17 protein-coding genes are annotated in these 14,086 nt (G+C 73.4%); 5 read left to right on the plus strand and 12 right to left on the minus strand.

All coding sequences use genetic code 11. The features are described 5' to 3' along the window. Window positions 1-165: 165 nt before the first annotated feature. Together C8D89_RS06875 and C8D89_RS06880 are read left to right on the plus strand one after the other, a co-directional pair. Entirely contained in the window at window positions 166-396 is a 231-nt protein-coding gene (locus C8D89_RS06875) for a CbtB domain-containing protein (protein ID WP_243417908.1), read from the plus strand. A 28-nt stretch (window positions 397-424) separates the two neighbouring features. After that, on the plus strand, window positions 425-1,279 hold the full coding sequence (locus C8D89_RS06880) for a CbtA family protein (protein WP_116707306.1): 855 nt from the start codon (window positions 425-427) through the stop codon (window positions 1,277-1,279). Between the two features lie 32 nt (window positions 1,280-1,311). Here the strand turns inward: C8D89_RS06880 and C8D89_RS06885 are convergent, their stop codons facing one another. The 5 genes from C8D89_RS06885 to C8D89_RS06905 all read right to left on the minus strand — a co-directional run bounded on the left by C8D89_RS06885 (window position 1,312) and on the right by C8D89_RS06905 (window position 5,444). Then, on the minus strand, window positions 1,312-2,718 hold the full coding sequence (locus C8D89_RS06885; protein WP_116707307.1) for a nucleoside recognition domain-containing protein: 1,407 nt from the start codon (window positions 2,716-2,718) through the stop codon (window positions 1,312-1,314). Next, on the minus strand, window positions 2,715-3,554 hold the full coding sequence (locus tag C8D89_RS06890; protein WP_207787096.1) for a FeoB small GTPase domain-containing protein: 840 nt from the start codon (window positions 3,552-3,554) through the stop codon (window positions 2,715-2,717). Before C8D89_RS06890 ends, C8D89_RS06885 begins: the two co-directional genes overlap by 4 nt. Before the next feature lie 3 nt (window positions 3,555-3,557). After that, window positions 3,558-3,800 (minus strand): FeoA family protein, encoded by a 243-nt coding sequence (locus tag C8D89_RS06895; RefSeq protein WP_207787097.1) that lies wholly within the window; start codon window positions 3,798-3,800, stop codon window positions 3,558-3,560. 77 nt (window positions 3,801-3,877) lie between these two features. Next, complete coding sequence (locus C8D89_RS06900) at window positions 3,878-4,600, minus strand: metal-dependent transcriptional regulator (RefSeq protein ID WP_116707308.1); 723 nt, start codon at window positions 4,598-4,600, stop codon at window positions 3,878-3,880. Between the two features lie 55 nt (window positions 4,601-4,655). Then, window positions 4,656-5,444: a four-helix bundle copper-binding protein gene (locus C8D89_RS06905; protein ID WP_116707309.1), complete on the minus strand. Its 789-nt coding sequence runs from the start codon at window positions 5,442-5,444 to the stop codon at window positions 4,656-4,658. 155 nt (window positions 5,445-5,599) lie between these two features. Between C8D89_RS06905 and C8D89_RS06910 the strand changes: the two genes are divergently transcribed. After that, window positions 5,600-6,640: an acyl-CoA dehydrogenase family protein gene (locus C8D89_RS06910; protein ID WP_116707310.1), complete on the plus strand. Its 1,041-nt coding sequence runs from the start codon at window positions 5,600-5,602 to the stop codon at window positions 6,638-6,640. A 98-nt stretch (window positions 6,641-6,738) separates the two neighbouring features. On the opposite strand, the gene C8D89_RS06915 is transcribed toward C8D89_RS06910, so the two are convergent. The 4 genes from C8D89_RS06915 to C8D89_RS06930 all read right to left on the minus strand — a co-directional run bounded on the left by C8D89_RS06915 (window position 6,739) and on the right by C8D89_RS06930 (window position 9,991). Beyond that, the gene (locus tag C8D89_RS06915; RefSeq protein WP_116707311.1) at window positions 6,739-7,353 is read right to left on the minus strand and encodes a superoxide dismutase; all 615 of its coding nucleotides are present in this window, start codon (window positions 7,351-7,353) and stop codon (window positions 6,739-6,741) included. A gap of 144 nt (window positions 7,354-7,497) precedes the next feature. Then, a complete protein-coding gene (locus C8D89_RS06920) occupies window positions 7,498-9,300 on the minus strand; it encodes a chorismate-binding protein (RefSeq protein ID WP_116707312.1) in 1,803 nt (600 codons plus the stop codon). A 36-nt stretch (window positions 9,301-9,336) separates the two neighbouring features. Then, window positions 9,337-9,726, minus strand: a complete 390-nt coding sequence (locus C8D89_RS06925; RefSeq protein WP_116707313.1) for a VOC family protein — start codon at window positions 9,724-9,726, stop codon at window positions 9,337-9,339. 82 nt (window positions 9,727-9,808) lie between these two features. Further along, complete coding sequence (locus C8D89_RS06930; RefSeq protein ID WP_116707314.1) at window positions 9,809-9,991, minus strand: hypothetical protein; 183 nt, start codon at window positions 9,989-9,991, stop codon at window positions 9,809-9,811. Window positions 9,992-10,099: 108 nt separating this feature from the next. On the opposite strand from C8D89_RS06930, the gene C8D89_RS06935 reads away from it, so the two are divergent. After that, on the plus strand, window positions 10,100-10,318 hold the full coding sequence (locus C8D89_RS06935; protein ID WP_133251829.1) for a hypothetical protein: 219 nt from the start codon (window positions 10,100-10,102) through the stop codon (window positions 10,316-10,318). A gap of 240 nt (window positions 10,319-10,558) precedes the next feature. On the opposite strand, the gene C8D89_RS06940 is transcribed toward C8D89_RS06935, so the two are convergent. The 3 genes from C8D89_RS06940 to C8D89_RS06950 form a co-directional block, all read right to left on the minus strand. Then, window positions 10,559-10,987, minus strand: a complete 429-nt coding sequence (locus tag C8D89_RS06940; protein ID WP_116707316.1) for an ester cyclase — start codon at window positions 10,985-10,987, stop codon at window positions 10,559-10,561. A gap of 90 nt (window positions 10,988-11,077) precedes the next feature. Beyond that, window positions 11,078-11,605: a GNAT family N-acetyltransferase gene (locus tag C8D89_RS06945; protein WP_165825579.1), complete on the minus strand. Its 528-nt coding sequence runs from the start codon at window positions 11,603-11,605 to the stop codon at window positions 11,078-11,080. Between the two features lie 115 nt (window positions 11,606-11,720). Then, window positions 11,721-12,932 carry a pyridoxal phosphate-dependent aminotransferase gene (locus tag C8D89_RS06950; protein WP_116707318.1) on the minus strand — a complete coding sequence of 404 codons (1,212 nt, stop codon included), beginning with the start codon at window positions 12,930-12,932 and terminating at the stop codon, window positions 11,721-11,723. Window positions 12,933-13,102: 170 nt separating this feature from the next. Between C8D89_RS06950 and C8D89_RS06955 the strand changes: the two genes are divergently transcribed. Continuing rightward, window positions 13,103-13,708, plus strand: a complete 606-nt coding sequence (locus C8D89_RS06955) for a dihydrofolate reductase family protein (protein WP_207787098.1) — start codon at window positions 13,103-13,105, stop codon at window positions 13,706-13,708. Window positions 13,709-14,086: the final 378 nt, after the last annotated feature.

Raw genomic sequence — 14,086 nt, forward strand, 5'->3', positions numbered from 1 at the left:
GCGGCATGACCGTAGCCGCGCCCACGATGGAATGTCCTGTTCAGGGCCCATAGCTCACCACATGCTGAGGTGTTGACGGTGATCGGCGGGGCCGCCTAGCGTGGGCCGGCGGCCGCCCGTCACGGCCGGCCGCCGCAATCGTGCCGTTCCGAGAAGGAGAACACCGTGACCTCTGCCGGTGCCGTGTCCAGCAACCAGGCCACCGCGAAGGCCCAGGCCACCGCCGTCCCGGCGTCGGAGACGCTGCCGTGGCTGCTCAGCGCCCTGGTCGTCGGTCTCGTGCTCTACTACGTCATCGGCGTCGACGAGGGCGCGGTGTCGGTTCTCGGTGACACCACCGTGCTGCACGAGTTCGTCCACGACGCCCGCCACTTCCTCGGCTTCCCCTGCCACTAGTCCCCTGTCGCACGAGGAGGGAGTGGGGATGGAGGCGCGCTCGTTCGTGCTGCGCGGCGTGCTGGCGGGCGCGGCCGCCGGGCTCGTCTCGTGGGTGTTCTCGCTGGTGTTCGCCGAGCCGCAGATCGAGGCCGCGATCGCCTACGAGGAGGGTCGCGGCGCGGCGGAGGAGGCCCTGGCCGTCGCGGCCGGGTCGGCCCCCGCCGCGGGCGGCGAGGAGGAGATCGTCTCCCGCGGGGTGCAGGCCACCCTGGGGATCGGGGTCGGGATGGTGGGCATCGGCATCGCGCTGGGCCTGCTGTTCGCCGTCGCGTACACGCTGCTGCACGGCCGGGTGGCGCTGCGCCCGCGGGTGCTCGCGCTGGTCGTGGCCGGCGCCGGCTTCCTGACGATCTACGCGACGCCGTTCCTCAAGTACCCGGCGAGCCCGCCGGCGGTGGGCAGTGACGAGACCATCGGTGATCGCACGGCGCTCTACCTGCTCATGGTCATCGGGTCGCTGGCGTTCCTGGCCGCCGCGGTCTTCGTCGCGCGCCTGGTCCGCGAGCATCTCGGCACCTGGAACGCCGTGCTCGTCGGTGGGGTCGTCTACGTGGCGCTCTCAGCGGTGCTGATGGCCGTGCTGCCGGGGCTGGGCGAGCTGACGATCAACGTGGTGGAGAACGGACCGCGGGTCAGCGAGACACCGATACCGCTGCGCGACGCGTCCGGGGCGATCCTCTACCCCGGCTTCGACGCGGACGTGCTCTACGACTTCCGCCTCGCGTCGTTCGCCGCGCAGATGCTGCTCTGGGGCGTGCTCGGGCTGGTGTTCGGGGCGCTGGTCGAGCGGCGGATGGCCCGCGCCGAGACCTCCGAGCGCCCTGTGGCTGCCGCCTCGTGAGTGCTCGTCCGTGCCCTGGCACGGACGAGCACTCACGAGACGAGACGCCAGAGCCCGGCGACCGACGCGCACACCACGAAGCCCAGCGCGAGGGGCAGCAGCGTCGCCACGAGCGTCCAGCGCAGGCTGCGGGTCTCGTGCCAGATGGTCAGGACCGTCGTGCTGCACGGGTGGTGCAGCAGCGTGAACAGCATGAGGTTCACGGCCGTGAGCAGCGTCCAGCCGCCGGTCGTGACCAGCACCGACCCGATCTGCGCGTCGTCGCCCAGCTCGAGCATCACCCCCGGCGCCGCACCGGCGGCGGGCGCGCCCAGGGTCAGCGTCAGCATGACGATCGTCGGGATGATGATCTCGTTGGCCGGGACCGCCACGACGTAGGCGAGCAGGATGATCCCGTTGAGCCCCATCAGCCAGCCGATCGGCTCCAAGGCCGTGACGAGGTGGGCGGCGACGCTCGCGTCGCCGAGGTCGACGTTGCTGACCAGCCAGATCACCGCACCGGCCGGCGCCGCCATCACGACGGCACGGCGGAGCACCTTGAGCGTGCGGTCGATGATGCTCGTGTACAGGGTGCGCAGCACGCGCGGCGGTCGGTAGGGCGGCAGCTCCAGGGAGTAGACGGAGCTCTCGCCCTGCAGCACCGTGCGGGAGAGCGCCCAGGACACCGCGAGCGTCACGCCGATCCCGAGGATCACCACCGCGACCACGGCGCCCGCGGCGACGAACCCGGCGAGGGCCGGCGGCACCACGGCCCCGACGAAGATCGTCCCCATGAGGATCAGCGTCGGCCAGCGCCCGTTGCAGATGCTGAAGTTGTTGGTGATGACCGCGATGAGCCGCTCGCGGCGGCTGTCGATGATGCGCGTGGCGGTGACGCCCGCGGCGTTGCAGCCGTAGCCCATCATCATCGTCAGCGACTGCTTGCCGTGCGCCCCGGCGCGGGCGAACAGCCGATCGAGGTTGAACGCCACGCGCGGTAGGTAGCCGAAGTCCTCGAGCAGGGTGAACAGCGGGAAGAAGATCGCCATCGGCGGGAGCATCACCGCGACCACCCAGGCCGTGGCCAGGTAGACCCCGTCGACGAGCAGACCCGTCACCACCGCGGGCGCGCCCAGGGCGGTGAACCCGTCGCGCAGCCACGTGTGCCCGTTCTCGACCAGCAGCGTGTAGAGCAGGTCGGACGGCACCGCGGCGCCGGCGATCGTGAACCAGAAGACGCCGAAGAACAGCACGCCCATCGCCACGAACCCCCACACGCGGTGGGTGAGCACGCGGTCCAGGGCCCGGTCGACGGTCAGGCGGGCGGCCGCGCCGTCGCGGTCGACGCTCTCGGCCGCGAGCCGGGCGGCGTCGGTGTAGAGCGACTCGACGATGCGGTCGCCGACGTCGTCGGAGAGGTCGCGGCGCAGGCGGGCGGCCTCGTCGAGGAGGTCGGTCATCCCGCGGCCTCCGCGGCGGTGTCCGTCGTGGGCGCGGCGAGGTCCCCCAGCGTGCCGTCGCGCACCGCGGCCTCGATGCCCGGGTCGCCCTCGAGCAGGCGCAGCGCGACCCACCGGGTGTTGGGCAGCGACGGGAAGCGCGCCGCGACCTGCTGGGCCAGCGCGGACACCGCCCGCTCGAGCTCGGGGTCGTGATGGGTCAGGCGCAGGGGCGCGGGCGGGTCGTCGGCGGTCGCGACCTGCTCGATGGCCGCGAGCAGGTCGGACAGGCCCTCGCCGCGCCGGGCCGCAGTGGCGACGACGGGGACGCCGAGCTCGCGGGTCAGGTGGCGCACGTCGACGGTGATCCCGTGGCGGCGGGCCTCGTCGACGAGGTTGAGGGCGACGACCACCCGTCCGGTGATCTGGCGGACCTGGAGCACCAGCGGCAGGTTGCGCTCGAGGCGCGTCGCGTCGACCACGACGACGGTGACGTCGGGCCGCCCGAACAGCAGCACGTCGCGGGCGACGTCCTCGTCGGCGCTGGTGGACAGCAGCGAGTACGTCCCGGGCAGATCGACGATGCGGTAGCCGACCCCGCCGTAGGAGAAGCCGCCCTCGGCGCGCGCGACGGTCTTGCCCGCCCAGTTGCCGACGTGCTGGCGCAGACCGGTGAGCGCGTTGAAGACGGTGCTCTTGCCGGTGTTCGGGTTGCCCGCGAGGGCGACGACGTAGGAGTAGCGCCCGGGGTCGAGCCCCAGGCGGGCGAGGCGTGCCGCGTCCGGGGCGAGCGCGCAGGAGGCACACGCCTCACCGGCCCCCGGGCCGACGCCCGGCGTCGGCAGCGGCGTCGCCACGGGTCAGCGGTCCTCGTCGTCGGGGTGGGCCTCGACGTGGACGGCCCGGGCCTGGTCGCGGCGCAGCACCACGAGGGCGCCACGGACCTCGTAGGCGGTCGGGTCCCCCAACGGGCTCGTCAGCTCCGCGTGCACCGCGGCGCCGGGCAGCAGGCCGAGGTCCATCAGTCGGCGGCGCGCACCGCCCCGGATCTCCAACCCGGTGACCACGGCGCGGTCACCCCGGGGGAGCTCGTCGAGTGTCATCACCATCACCCGTTCCGCCGCCGTCTTCGCCGCGCTGGTACCCGGAAGTTCGGCCAGCCGAACTCTGGTGACGGATGCTACGTCGCCGAGGTCCGGTGGAACACCCCCTCGACGACCTCACCGACCCACAGCGCCTCGGCCAGCTCCGGTCCGAGGTCGAGCTCGCGGAGCTCGTGGCCGTCGCGGGCGAGCCGGACGAGGAACGGCCCGCCGAACGGGCGCCGGGCGACGAGCTCGAGGGTGACACCGAGCTCGACCGCATGCTCGCGCAACCACGCGAGCATGGCCGGGTCGGTGTCGTCGACGCGCGTGAGCAGCCCCCGGTCGCCGGGCTCGAGCGTGGAGAACCGCCGACCGTCGAAGGGGGCGATCGTGCCGTCGGGCGTGGGGATCGGGTCGCCGTGGGGATCGAAGCTCGGGTGCCCGAGGCGCGCGTCCATCCGGGCGAGCAGCCGCTCGGAGACGTGGTGCTCCAGCACCTCGGCCTCGACGTGCACCTCGTCCCAGCCGTAGCCCAGCTCGCGGACGAGGTAGGTCTCGAGCAGGCGGTGGCGGCGCAGCACGGCGAGCGCGGCGCGCGTGCCCTCCTCGGTGAGCCGGACCCCGCCGTAGCGGCGGTGCTCGACGAGGCCCTGCTCGGTCAGCCGCCGGACCATGCCCGACACCGACGACGCGCCCACGCCGAGGCGCCGGGCCAGGCCGGTGGTCGACGCCGGACCCTCGCCGCGCTCGGCGGAGGCGTAGATGGCCTTGAGGTAGTCGTCGACCGCCGTCGAGTGCGGGGCGTCGGGACCGGCCATGACCAGAGCGTAGCGGCGCGACCCCGCTCCGAGGACGTCGTCGCAGGTCGAGGTGCTACAAGGTGGCGCGCAGCGCGCGTACCGCGTCAGCGCAGGCCGAGGCAGACTCGGCGTGCCGACGGCAGTGCTCGTGGTGGTCGGCGTGCGCGCCGCAGGCGGACGCGCTGGCGTCGCAGGCCAGCGCCGCGGCGTCCAGCACGGCGGTCAGAGTGACCGGGTCGCCGCCCTCGCCACGGACCAGGACGCGGTGCGCGGCGGCGCAGACGTCGGCGCAGTCGAGCGCCCGGCGAGTCTCGGCCGCCATCCCGCCGGTTGCCGCCATCGCGATCGTGCACGCGGTACTGACCTGCTCGCACTCGGCCAGGGCATCGAGCGCGTCGACGCGCTCGGGCGCGGCGGTGTCGCCGATGCTCGCGAGGTCCTCGCTGGTGTGGGTCATCGTTCCCCCTCGGGTCCGGGACGTCCCCAGGATCGCTGGGTACGCGCCGGTAGGCACCTCGCCGGTCAGTCGGTGAGGCGCGCCCGGAACAGGCCGGGACGCCGGGCGCCGAGGACAGGGATCGAACAGCAGCTGCCCGCCCGGGAAGCGCGCCGCGAGGTCACGGGCCAGTCCGAGCGCCTGCTCGCGCGTGAAGTACATGAGCAGGCCCTCGGCGGTGACGATCGTGGGCGTCGGCGGGTCGGTGGTCACCGCGTCCATCCAGGCGCGATCGAGCGCCGAGAGGGTCAGCGTCCGCACGCGATCGGCGGCGGGCAGCCCCGGGCGTCGCGCCTCGGCGGCCCGGTTGTGCAGGGTCCACAGCGTCGTCTCCGGCACGCCGGTGAGCTCGGGTCGCACCGTCACGGCCCCGCCGCCCGTCGGCCCCGTGCGCGTACAGGTGCGCGTCGACGCCGACAGCGCCTCGCGGTGCGGACAGCGACGGCATCAGCGTTCACCTCCGAGAAGCATGAGGTGAGGCTCGCCTTACTTCGCTGTCAGCGGGAGATAGGCTCGGCGTCGTGTCGGACGTCGTGGACCGTGCCCGGGACCTCGCGGACGCCGTGCTGCGGCCCGCGGCCGAGGAGGTCGACGCCACCGCGACGATCCCCGAGGGCCACTTCCGTGCGTTGGCCGACGCCGGCTTCTACGGCCTGGCGGCGCCGCCCGAGGCCGGCGGGCCGGACATCGGCTTCGACGAGTTCCTCGCCGTGGTCGAGACGCTCGCCGGCGCGTGCCTGACCACGACGTTCACGTGGATGCAGCACCACGGCACGGTGCGCGGGCTCGCGGACACGGCGAACATCGCGCTGCGCGAGCGCCACCTCGCCGCGGCGGTCCGCGGGGACAGACGCTGCGGGGTCGCGTTCGCGGGGGCCATCCCGCAGCCACCGCAGCTGTGGGCCACGGCGGTCGACGGGGGCTGGCGTCTGGACGGCGTCGCGCCGCTGGTCACGGGCTGGGGGCTCGTCGACCTGCTCCTGGTCTCCGCTCGCGACGCCGCCAGTGCCGACGCCGACGACGAGCACGCCCGGGTCGTGGCCCTGCTCGTGCCGGCCCGCCCCGCGGACGGGGTGACCGTGCACCCCCTCGACCTCGCCGCGGCGAACGGCAGTCGTACCGTGCGCCTCGACGTCGACGGCTGGTGGGTGCCCGACGACGCCGTGGTGTCGGTGCGCTCGCGGGCGGACTTCCTCGCCGCCCAGCACGGCAGCGCGCGGGTCAACGGCTGCCTCGCGCTGGGGATCGCCGGGCGCTGCGCCGCGATGGTCGAGGAGGCGGGCGGACCGGAGGCGGCCGCGGCGCTGCGGCACGCGCTCGACGCCGCGCGCGCCGGCCTGGACGGGGCGCTGGCCGACCCGTCGGCGATGCCCGCCGCCCGGGCGACCGCGTCGGCCCTGGCCGTGCGGGCGGCCGCGACGCTGACCGTCGCCGTCGGCAGCCGCGCGATCGTCGGGCGCCATCCCGCCCGGCGGCTGGCCCGCGAGGCGGCGTTCACCCTCGTCGCCGCCGGCCGCCCCGAGATCCGCACCGAGCTGCTCGGTGCGCTGTCGCGCATGTGAGCACACGACGACCCCCCGGCCCCGGAGGGCACGAGGGGTCGTCGCGCGCCGCGCGGCGGACGCTTGTCGGAACGATCACCGCGCGAGACCGGACGGACTCAGGCGATCTTGAGCCCCTGCGCGTGCTGGTAGCGCTGCGCCGCATCGGCCCAGTTCACGACGTTCCACCAGGCCTTCACGTAGTCCGGCTTGACGTTCTGGTAGTCCAGGTAGAAGGCGTGCTCCCACATGTCGAGCATGACCACGGGGACGATGCCCAGCGGCACGTTGGCCTGCTGGTCGTAGAGCTGGAAGACGCGCAGCTTCCCGGTGAGGGTGTCGACGCCGAGGATCGCCCAGCCCGAGCCCTGGATGCTCGTCGCGACGGCGGTGAAGTGCTTCTGGAACAGGTCGAACGAGCCGAAGTCCCGGTCGATCCCCGACGCCAGGTCCCCGTCCGGCTTGTCGCCGCCGTCGGGGCTGAGGTTCACCCAGAACACCGAGTGGTTGATGTGCCCGCCGTAGTTGAAGGCGAGGTTCTTCTCCCAGAGGAGGGCCGTCGTGCCGATCGTGTCCTGCTCGCGGGCCTCGGCCAGCGCGTCGATCGCGGCGTTCAGCCCGGTGACGTACGTGTTGTGGTGCTTGTCGTGGTGCAGCTCCATGATCTTGCCCGAGATGTGCGGCTCGAGAGCGCCGTAGTCGTAGGGCAGGTCGGGGAGCGTGTACTCCGCCATCCGGTGTCTCCGATCCGGGTCGGCTGCTGCTTCGCCTGTGGAGGGCCAGCGTCCTGCTGTTGCCGCCGATGTGCAACTCCGGCTCTCTGGCGCGTCCGGGTCGCCCACCGACCGGGCGGGTGTACCCACTCACCCCGGGTTCGATCAGGCCGGTCGACGCGCGGACCCCACGACCGCGACGGGTGCCGGCCCGGCCCCGTCGCCGACCAGCACCGCCCGCCGCCACCCCCGCAACGAGCTGACCACCGCCAGCGCCGCGGCCCGGCGCAGGTCGGCGGGTCGCAGGGTCCGCTCCAGCAGATCGCCGCGGTCCCGGTGCACCGCCCGCCCCACGCCGGGCAGGGCGCCCGCGGACAGCGGCGGGGTGCACCAGACCCCGTCGAGGTGCACCGCGAGGGTCGCGACCGTGGTCTCGACCAGCTCCCCGCGGTCGTTGACCAGCACGACGTCGTCCGCGCCGGGGTGCCGGGCGCGGGCCTCGTCGTACGGCGCGCGGCGGGTGGTCTTGTGGTGGCGCGCGACGTCGTCGGGGTCGAGCCGCTGGTCGTCGACGGCCAGCCGCACCGGGCCGGGCCCGTCGACGGGGAGCGGCGCCACGGTGACCTCCACGCGCCCGTCGGCGGCCAGGTGCACGCGGACGCGGGCGTCGCCCGTCACCTCGCCCGTCATCTCGCCCGTCACCTCCGCCACCGCGGATCGCAGCACGGCCGGTTCGGCGGGGATGCCGAAGTACGCGGCCGAGTCGAGCATCCGCGCCAGGTGTCGCTCGAGGTGACGGGGCCGGCCGTCGACGAGCGCGAACGTCTCGAGCAGCCCGGCGGGCCGCGTCCGGTGACCCAGGACGCGGGCCTTCGCGCGCAGCTCGGCGTGCTCGGCGACCGGGTCCGAGCCCCACGTGATCCCGCTGCCGACGCCGTAGGACGCGGTGCCGCTGCGGCGATCGACGACGAGCGTGCGGATCGCCACCGAGAACCGTGCCCGCCTCTCCGGAGCGACCCACCCGATCGCGCCGCAGTAGACCCCGCGCGGTCCGGGCTCCAGGCCGGTGAGGATCTGCATGCTGCGCCGCTTGGGTGCCCCGGTGACCGAGCCGCACGGGAAGAGCGCGCCGAACAGCTCCGGCCACCCGGTCCCGGGCGCGAGGTGCGCGGTGACCCCGGACGTCAGCTGCCAGACGGTGCCGTAGCGCTCGGGCGTGCACAGGTCGGTGACGTGCACGGTGCCCGGGACGGCGACGCGGCCCAGGTCGTTGCGCACGAGGTCGACGATCATGACGTTCTCGGCGCGCTCCTTCGGGTCGGCGCGCAGGCGGTCGCACACGGCGCGGTCCGCCGCCGTCGTGGGCCCGCGCGCCGCCGTGCCCTTCATCGGGCGCATGCGGACCTCCGCCCCGTCGACCTCGCAGAACAGCTCGGGGCTCGCGCTCGCGACGACGAGGTCGTCGAGGTCGAGGAAGGCGTTGTACGACCCGCCCTGCTCGGTGGCCATCGCCGCGTAGACCGCCGCGGGGTCGGCCGGGGCGGCGGCGCGCAGTGTCGTCGTGAGGTTGGCCTGGTATGTCTCACCGGCCGCGATGCGCTCGCGCACGGCCCGGACCCCGTGCCCGTGGGCGTGGGCGTCCATGTCGGGCCGCCAGGGTCCGGTCTGCGGCCAGGGCTCCGGCACGACGACCGGCGCGACGGTCTCCGGGGCGTGGGTCACGCCGAACCAGGCCAGGGGTGTGCCCGGCGGCGGATCCACGCGCGGCAGGCTCGGGTCGAGCCCGGCGCCGGCCTCGTACGCCACGAACCCGAACGCCCAGCGCCCCGCGTTCGTGTGCTCCCCGAGGCGCGCGAGCACCCCGGGGACCTCGTCGTGCCTGGCCGCCACCAGCACCTCGTCGGGCGCCGGGAACGCCAGGGCTCGTCCGGCCCGGAGGTCGTCGAAACGCGCGGACGAGCGGGTCACGAGCGGCCAACCTAGCCGGGATCGTGGCCGGGGCGGTCAGTCGGCGTAGAGCCGGATCTCGAGGCCGTCGGGATCGCGCAGGCCCACGAGGACCTTGCCGCCGTGGTGCCCGGTGACGATCCCGCCGTGCTCGACGCCCAGCTCGTCGAGCCGCGCGCGCCACTGCTCGACCTGGTCGCGCTCGGGTACCAGCAGGGCCACGGGGTCGAAACCCGCCAGCCCCGCCGCGTGGTCGGGGTCCTCGCGCAGAGCGATGCCGCCCCCGCCACCATGGGGGAGCCGCAGCGCGACGCCCCGCACGACCCCGTCCTCCTCGAACTCGATCTCGAGGGCCAGTCCGAGCACCCGCTCGTACCACTCGCGGCTCCGGGACACGTCCGAGACGGGCAGCTTGACGTGGTGGAAGCCGGTGATGGTCGCGTCCATCGGGACCTCGCAGAGCTCGCGGTGTCGAGGTCCTCAGGGTGGCCCGATACGGCATCCCGCGACAGGGGCGGGACGCGCGCGGTCAGCTCGTCCGGGCGGTCTCGGGCTCGGGCAGCGCGTCGCGGACGGCGCGCAGCTCCTGCGCCACGGTGACGAGGCCGTCGGCGTTGACGCGCTTGAGTTCGTCGAGCACCTGCTCGAGCAGGGTGTTGGTGGTCTCGAGGGCCTCGCGCAGGGGCGCGGTACCGGCGATGTCGCCCAGCATGGTCGTCCTCCTCGGATCGGTATTCGGTACCGACGGTACCGGATACTGGGCGTCCTCACTGCCGGCCTCGCGACGTGTACACCCCGGGTGGGCGTGTCGTGGTGGCCCGTGGCTCCCACGGCCGCGAGCCTGGTCGCGCCGACGTCCTCGTCGATCCAGGTCGCGGCCTTGCCCGGGTCGGTGGACATCGCGCGGCCGAACGTGCTGGTCGTGCTCGTCAAAATGACCGGCGCCCCGGCGGTCGTGGCGACGTCGAGCACCGTCTACGTGCCGGTGACATCGACCTCGACGAACTCCTGGCGCGGGTGCGTGCCGACGTGCGGCTAGCGGAGCGTCGCGGTGTGCAGGACGTCGGTGACGCCGCGCGTCGCTCGCGAACGGCGGCGGGATGGGCCACGGAGCCGACGACGTCGTTCCAGGGCGAGGGCAGGACGTCGGGAGCGGTGACGGGTGCGCCCCCCCCCGCGCGCGGGGTGCGCACCAGGGCCTCGCCGAGGTGCCCGCTCGAGTCGGTGACCAGGAACCGCGTGCTCGCCACGCGGTCCGATCGTCGCGCGGCGCGGGGGATCAGCGGGGAGCGGGCACCGCGCCGAGCTGGACGAGGAGCCCGAGCATGTCGGAACACGACCATCGCTCGACGATCGCGCCCTCGCGGAAGTGAAGGATCGTGATGCCGGGCAGTGTGATCCGAGTCCCGGTGGGGGCGACTCCCATGAAATCGCCGTCGTGCCGTCCGGTGAGGGTGAAGCGGGTCGTGAGGCGGTCCCCGTCGCCGAAGGTCTCGTGCAGCTCGAGGTGGTTCTCCGGGAACGCGGCGAAGATGCCCTGGTAGAAGGTCTCGACGCCCGCCTTGTCCATGGGCTCTGGGGAGTAGCCGTGGAGGCGGATGTCGTCGGCGTAGACCTGCAGGTACCCGGGCAGGTCGCCGGCGTTCCACCGCTCGACAGCCGTCGCGAGTGCGGTCGCATTACGGGTCCCGGGATCGATCGTCGTCATCGTCGTCTCCTCACACGACGTCACCCGGACGGCTCTGCACAGGTGAGAACGAGCTACCCTAGCAGAGGTCAAGCACTCTCAGTGGTCGTCTCACGGTGCCAGGCGTCCGTGCATCAGCACGTCGCGCCGCTCGCCGCGGAGCACCAGGCGTCCGCGCAGCAGGCCCTCCTCGGCGAAGCCGGCGCGGGCGGCCAGGGCCCGGCTCCCGTGGTTGTCGGGCTCGATCTGCAGCTCGAGACGGTGGACGTCCCGGTGCGCGAAGGCCCAGGCCGCGAGCGTGTCGAGCGCGTCCGCGCCGAGACCGCGGCGCCGCGCCCAGGGCGCGATCCAGTACCCGATCTCGCCGATGCCGCGCTCGGCGTGGAGCAGGGTCATGCTGCCCACGAGCGAGCCGTCCGCGAGATCCTCGACGGCGTACGCCGCCCCGCCCCGGGCGCGGGCGCCGGGCACGCGGTGGGCGAGGAAGTGCTCCGCGTCGCCCGGGCCGTAGGGCGACGGCACGGTGGTCCAGCGCTGGATGTCCGGGTCCTGGCACGCCGCCTGGATCGTCGGCGCGTCGTTCGGACGCCATGGACGCAGGCGCACATGCGCGCCGGTGAGCACCGGCAGATCGCTCATGGTCGTCCCCTCGCACGCCCCCGGCGTGTCGCGCCGGCGAGGATGTGGCGATTCTGGCGTCCAGCGCCAGCAAAGCCGCATTGCTCGCACACGCCGTGTGCCTCGCTCGCTCAGCTCAGTCCTGGCGATAGGTCTCGAGGAAGTGGCCGATCCGGCCGATCGCGTCCTCGAGCGTCGCGGCGTGGGGGAGCGTGAGGATGCGGAAGTGGTCGGGTGTCGGCCAGTTGAAGCCCGTGCCCTGCACGACCTGGATCTTCTCCTCGCGCAGCAGGTCGAGCACGAACCGCTCGTCGTCGCGGATCGCGTAGACCTCGGGGTCGAGGCGCGGGAAGGCGTAGAGCGCGCCGCGCGGCTGGACGCACGTGACGCCGGGGATCGCGTTCAGCGCCTTCCACGCGGTGTCCCGCTGTTCGCGCAGGCGCCCGCCCGGGGCCGTGAGCTCGTGGATCGACTGCCGCCCGCCCAGCGCGGCCTGGATGGCGTATTGCGCGGGAGTGTTCGCGCACAGGCGCATGGAGGCGAGCATCGCCAGGCCCTCGAGGTAGTCGCGGGCGTGCTGGCGCGGGCCGGTGACCACCAGCCAGCCGGAGCGGAAGCCCGCGACGCGGTGCGTCTTCGACAGGCCGCTGAAGGTCAGCACGACGAGGTCCTCGGCGAGCGACGCGACGTCGTGGTGCACGGCGTCGTCGTAGAGCACCTGGTCGTAGATCTCGTCCGCCATGACCATCAGCCCGTGCCGGCGGGCGAGGTCCAGCAGGCCCTCGAGGACCTCCTTCGAGTACACCGCGCCGGTCGGGTTGTTGGGGTTGATGATGACGAGCGCCTTGGTGCGGTCGGTGATCTTCGCGGCGACGTCGTCGAGGTCGGGGAACCAGTCGGCCTGCTCGTCGCAGCGGTAGTGCACGGCGCGGCCGCCGGCGAGTGTCGCGACCGCGGTCCACAGCGGGTAGTCCGGCGCGGGGACGAGCACCTCGTCGCCGTCCTCGACCAGCGCCTGCACGGCCATCGAGATCAGCTCGGAGACGCCGTTGCCGAGGAACACCTCGTCGACGTCGACGTCCAGCCCGCGCGCCTGGTAGCGCTGGGCGACCGCCCGCCGCGCGGGCAGTACGCCGCGCGAGTCGGTGTAGCCGTGCGCCTGCGGGAGCATCCGGATCATGTCCTGGACGATCTCCTCGGGTGCCTCGAAGTCGAACAGCGCGGGGTTACCGGTGTTCAGGCGGAGGACGCTGTGGCCCGCCTCCTCCAGCAAATTCGCCTGCTCCACCACCGGGCCGCGGATCTCGTAACAGACGTCGCGCAGCTTGTTCGACTGCCGGAACTCCATGGACTGACCCCTCGCACGCCGGGCGCGGTACGGCACCGTGCCCGGTCCCGGTCTACCAAACCGCCCCCGGAGGGCCGTGCACCGGCGCCCGCACTCAACCGGAAGGTTGAATATGTGGTCCTACGGCGATACCTTCCTGTGCTGGCAGTAGACGGGGAACGGGGCGGGTCATGGCCGTGGTGATGGTGGCGACGATGTCGCTCGACGGGTTCATCGCCCGTCCCGACGACTCGGTGGGCCCGATCTTCGACTGGTTCTCGGCCGGTGACGTCGATGTCCACGCCGGCGACGTGCAGCGCCCCTTCCGCACCGGGCCGGAGAGCGCGACCTGGCTGCGCGAGCAGTGGGGACGCATCCGCACCGGCGTCATCGGGCGCCACCTGTTCGACCACACGAACGGCTGGGAGGGCCGTCCGTCGGCGGGCGACCACGTCGTCGTCCTCACGCACTCGGTGCCCACCGACTGGCCCCACTACGGCACCGCTCCCTTCACCTTCGTCACCGAGGGCGTCGAGGCTGCGGTCGCGGCGGCGACGGAGCTCGCGGGCGAGGGCGACGTCTCAGTCACGGCGGGCGACGTCGGCGGGCAGGCCCTCGCGGCCGGGTTGGTCGACGAGATCGAGATCTCGCTCGCGCCGGTGGTCCTCGGGCGGGGCAAGCGGTACTTCGGCGAGGACGCGCCGGAGGTCGTGCTCGAGGATCCGTACCTGGTCGTGCCGGGACGGCGCGTGCTGCACCTGCGCTACCGAGTGCCGGGTCGCTCCTGCAGCGGCTGAAGGGGCTGGCCGGCACGACGCCGTGGTGCGAGTGAGGCCAGGGCGTCCCGGCGGAGCGGTCACTGTCATCGTGCCCGGACTGCCCGGCGGTAGGGAGCTCGCGCCCGAGCACCTCTGCTCGGGCAGAGGAGGAGCAGGGTGGCCTTAGCTCGAGGATCCTCTTGCTCGTCGCCCAAGAGCTCGGCGAGATGCACGGCCACCAGGTGCTGTAGTCCTCGAATGCTCTCCCGCCCGGCCGGGGCGGCGACCACGGTGACCTAGGTCCAAGATCGCGTCGAGACGGACATGGCCTCGTCGTCATGGCTTCGTCGTCGCTGGTGGGTGGTCGCTGGTGGGTGGTCGCCGGCGGCCTGGGCCGGGAAGTTCTTCATAGTTTCT

The sequence above is a fragment of the Actinomycetospora cinnamomea genome (assembly GCF_003096675.1).
In the GTDB taxonomy this organism is placed as follows: domain Bacteria; phylum Actinomycetota; class Actinomycetes; order Mycobacteriales; family Pseudonocardiaceae; genus Actinomycetospora; species Actinomycetospora cinnamomea.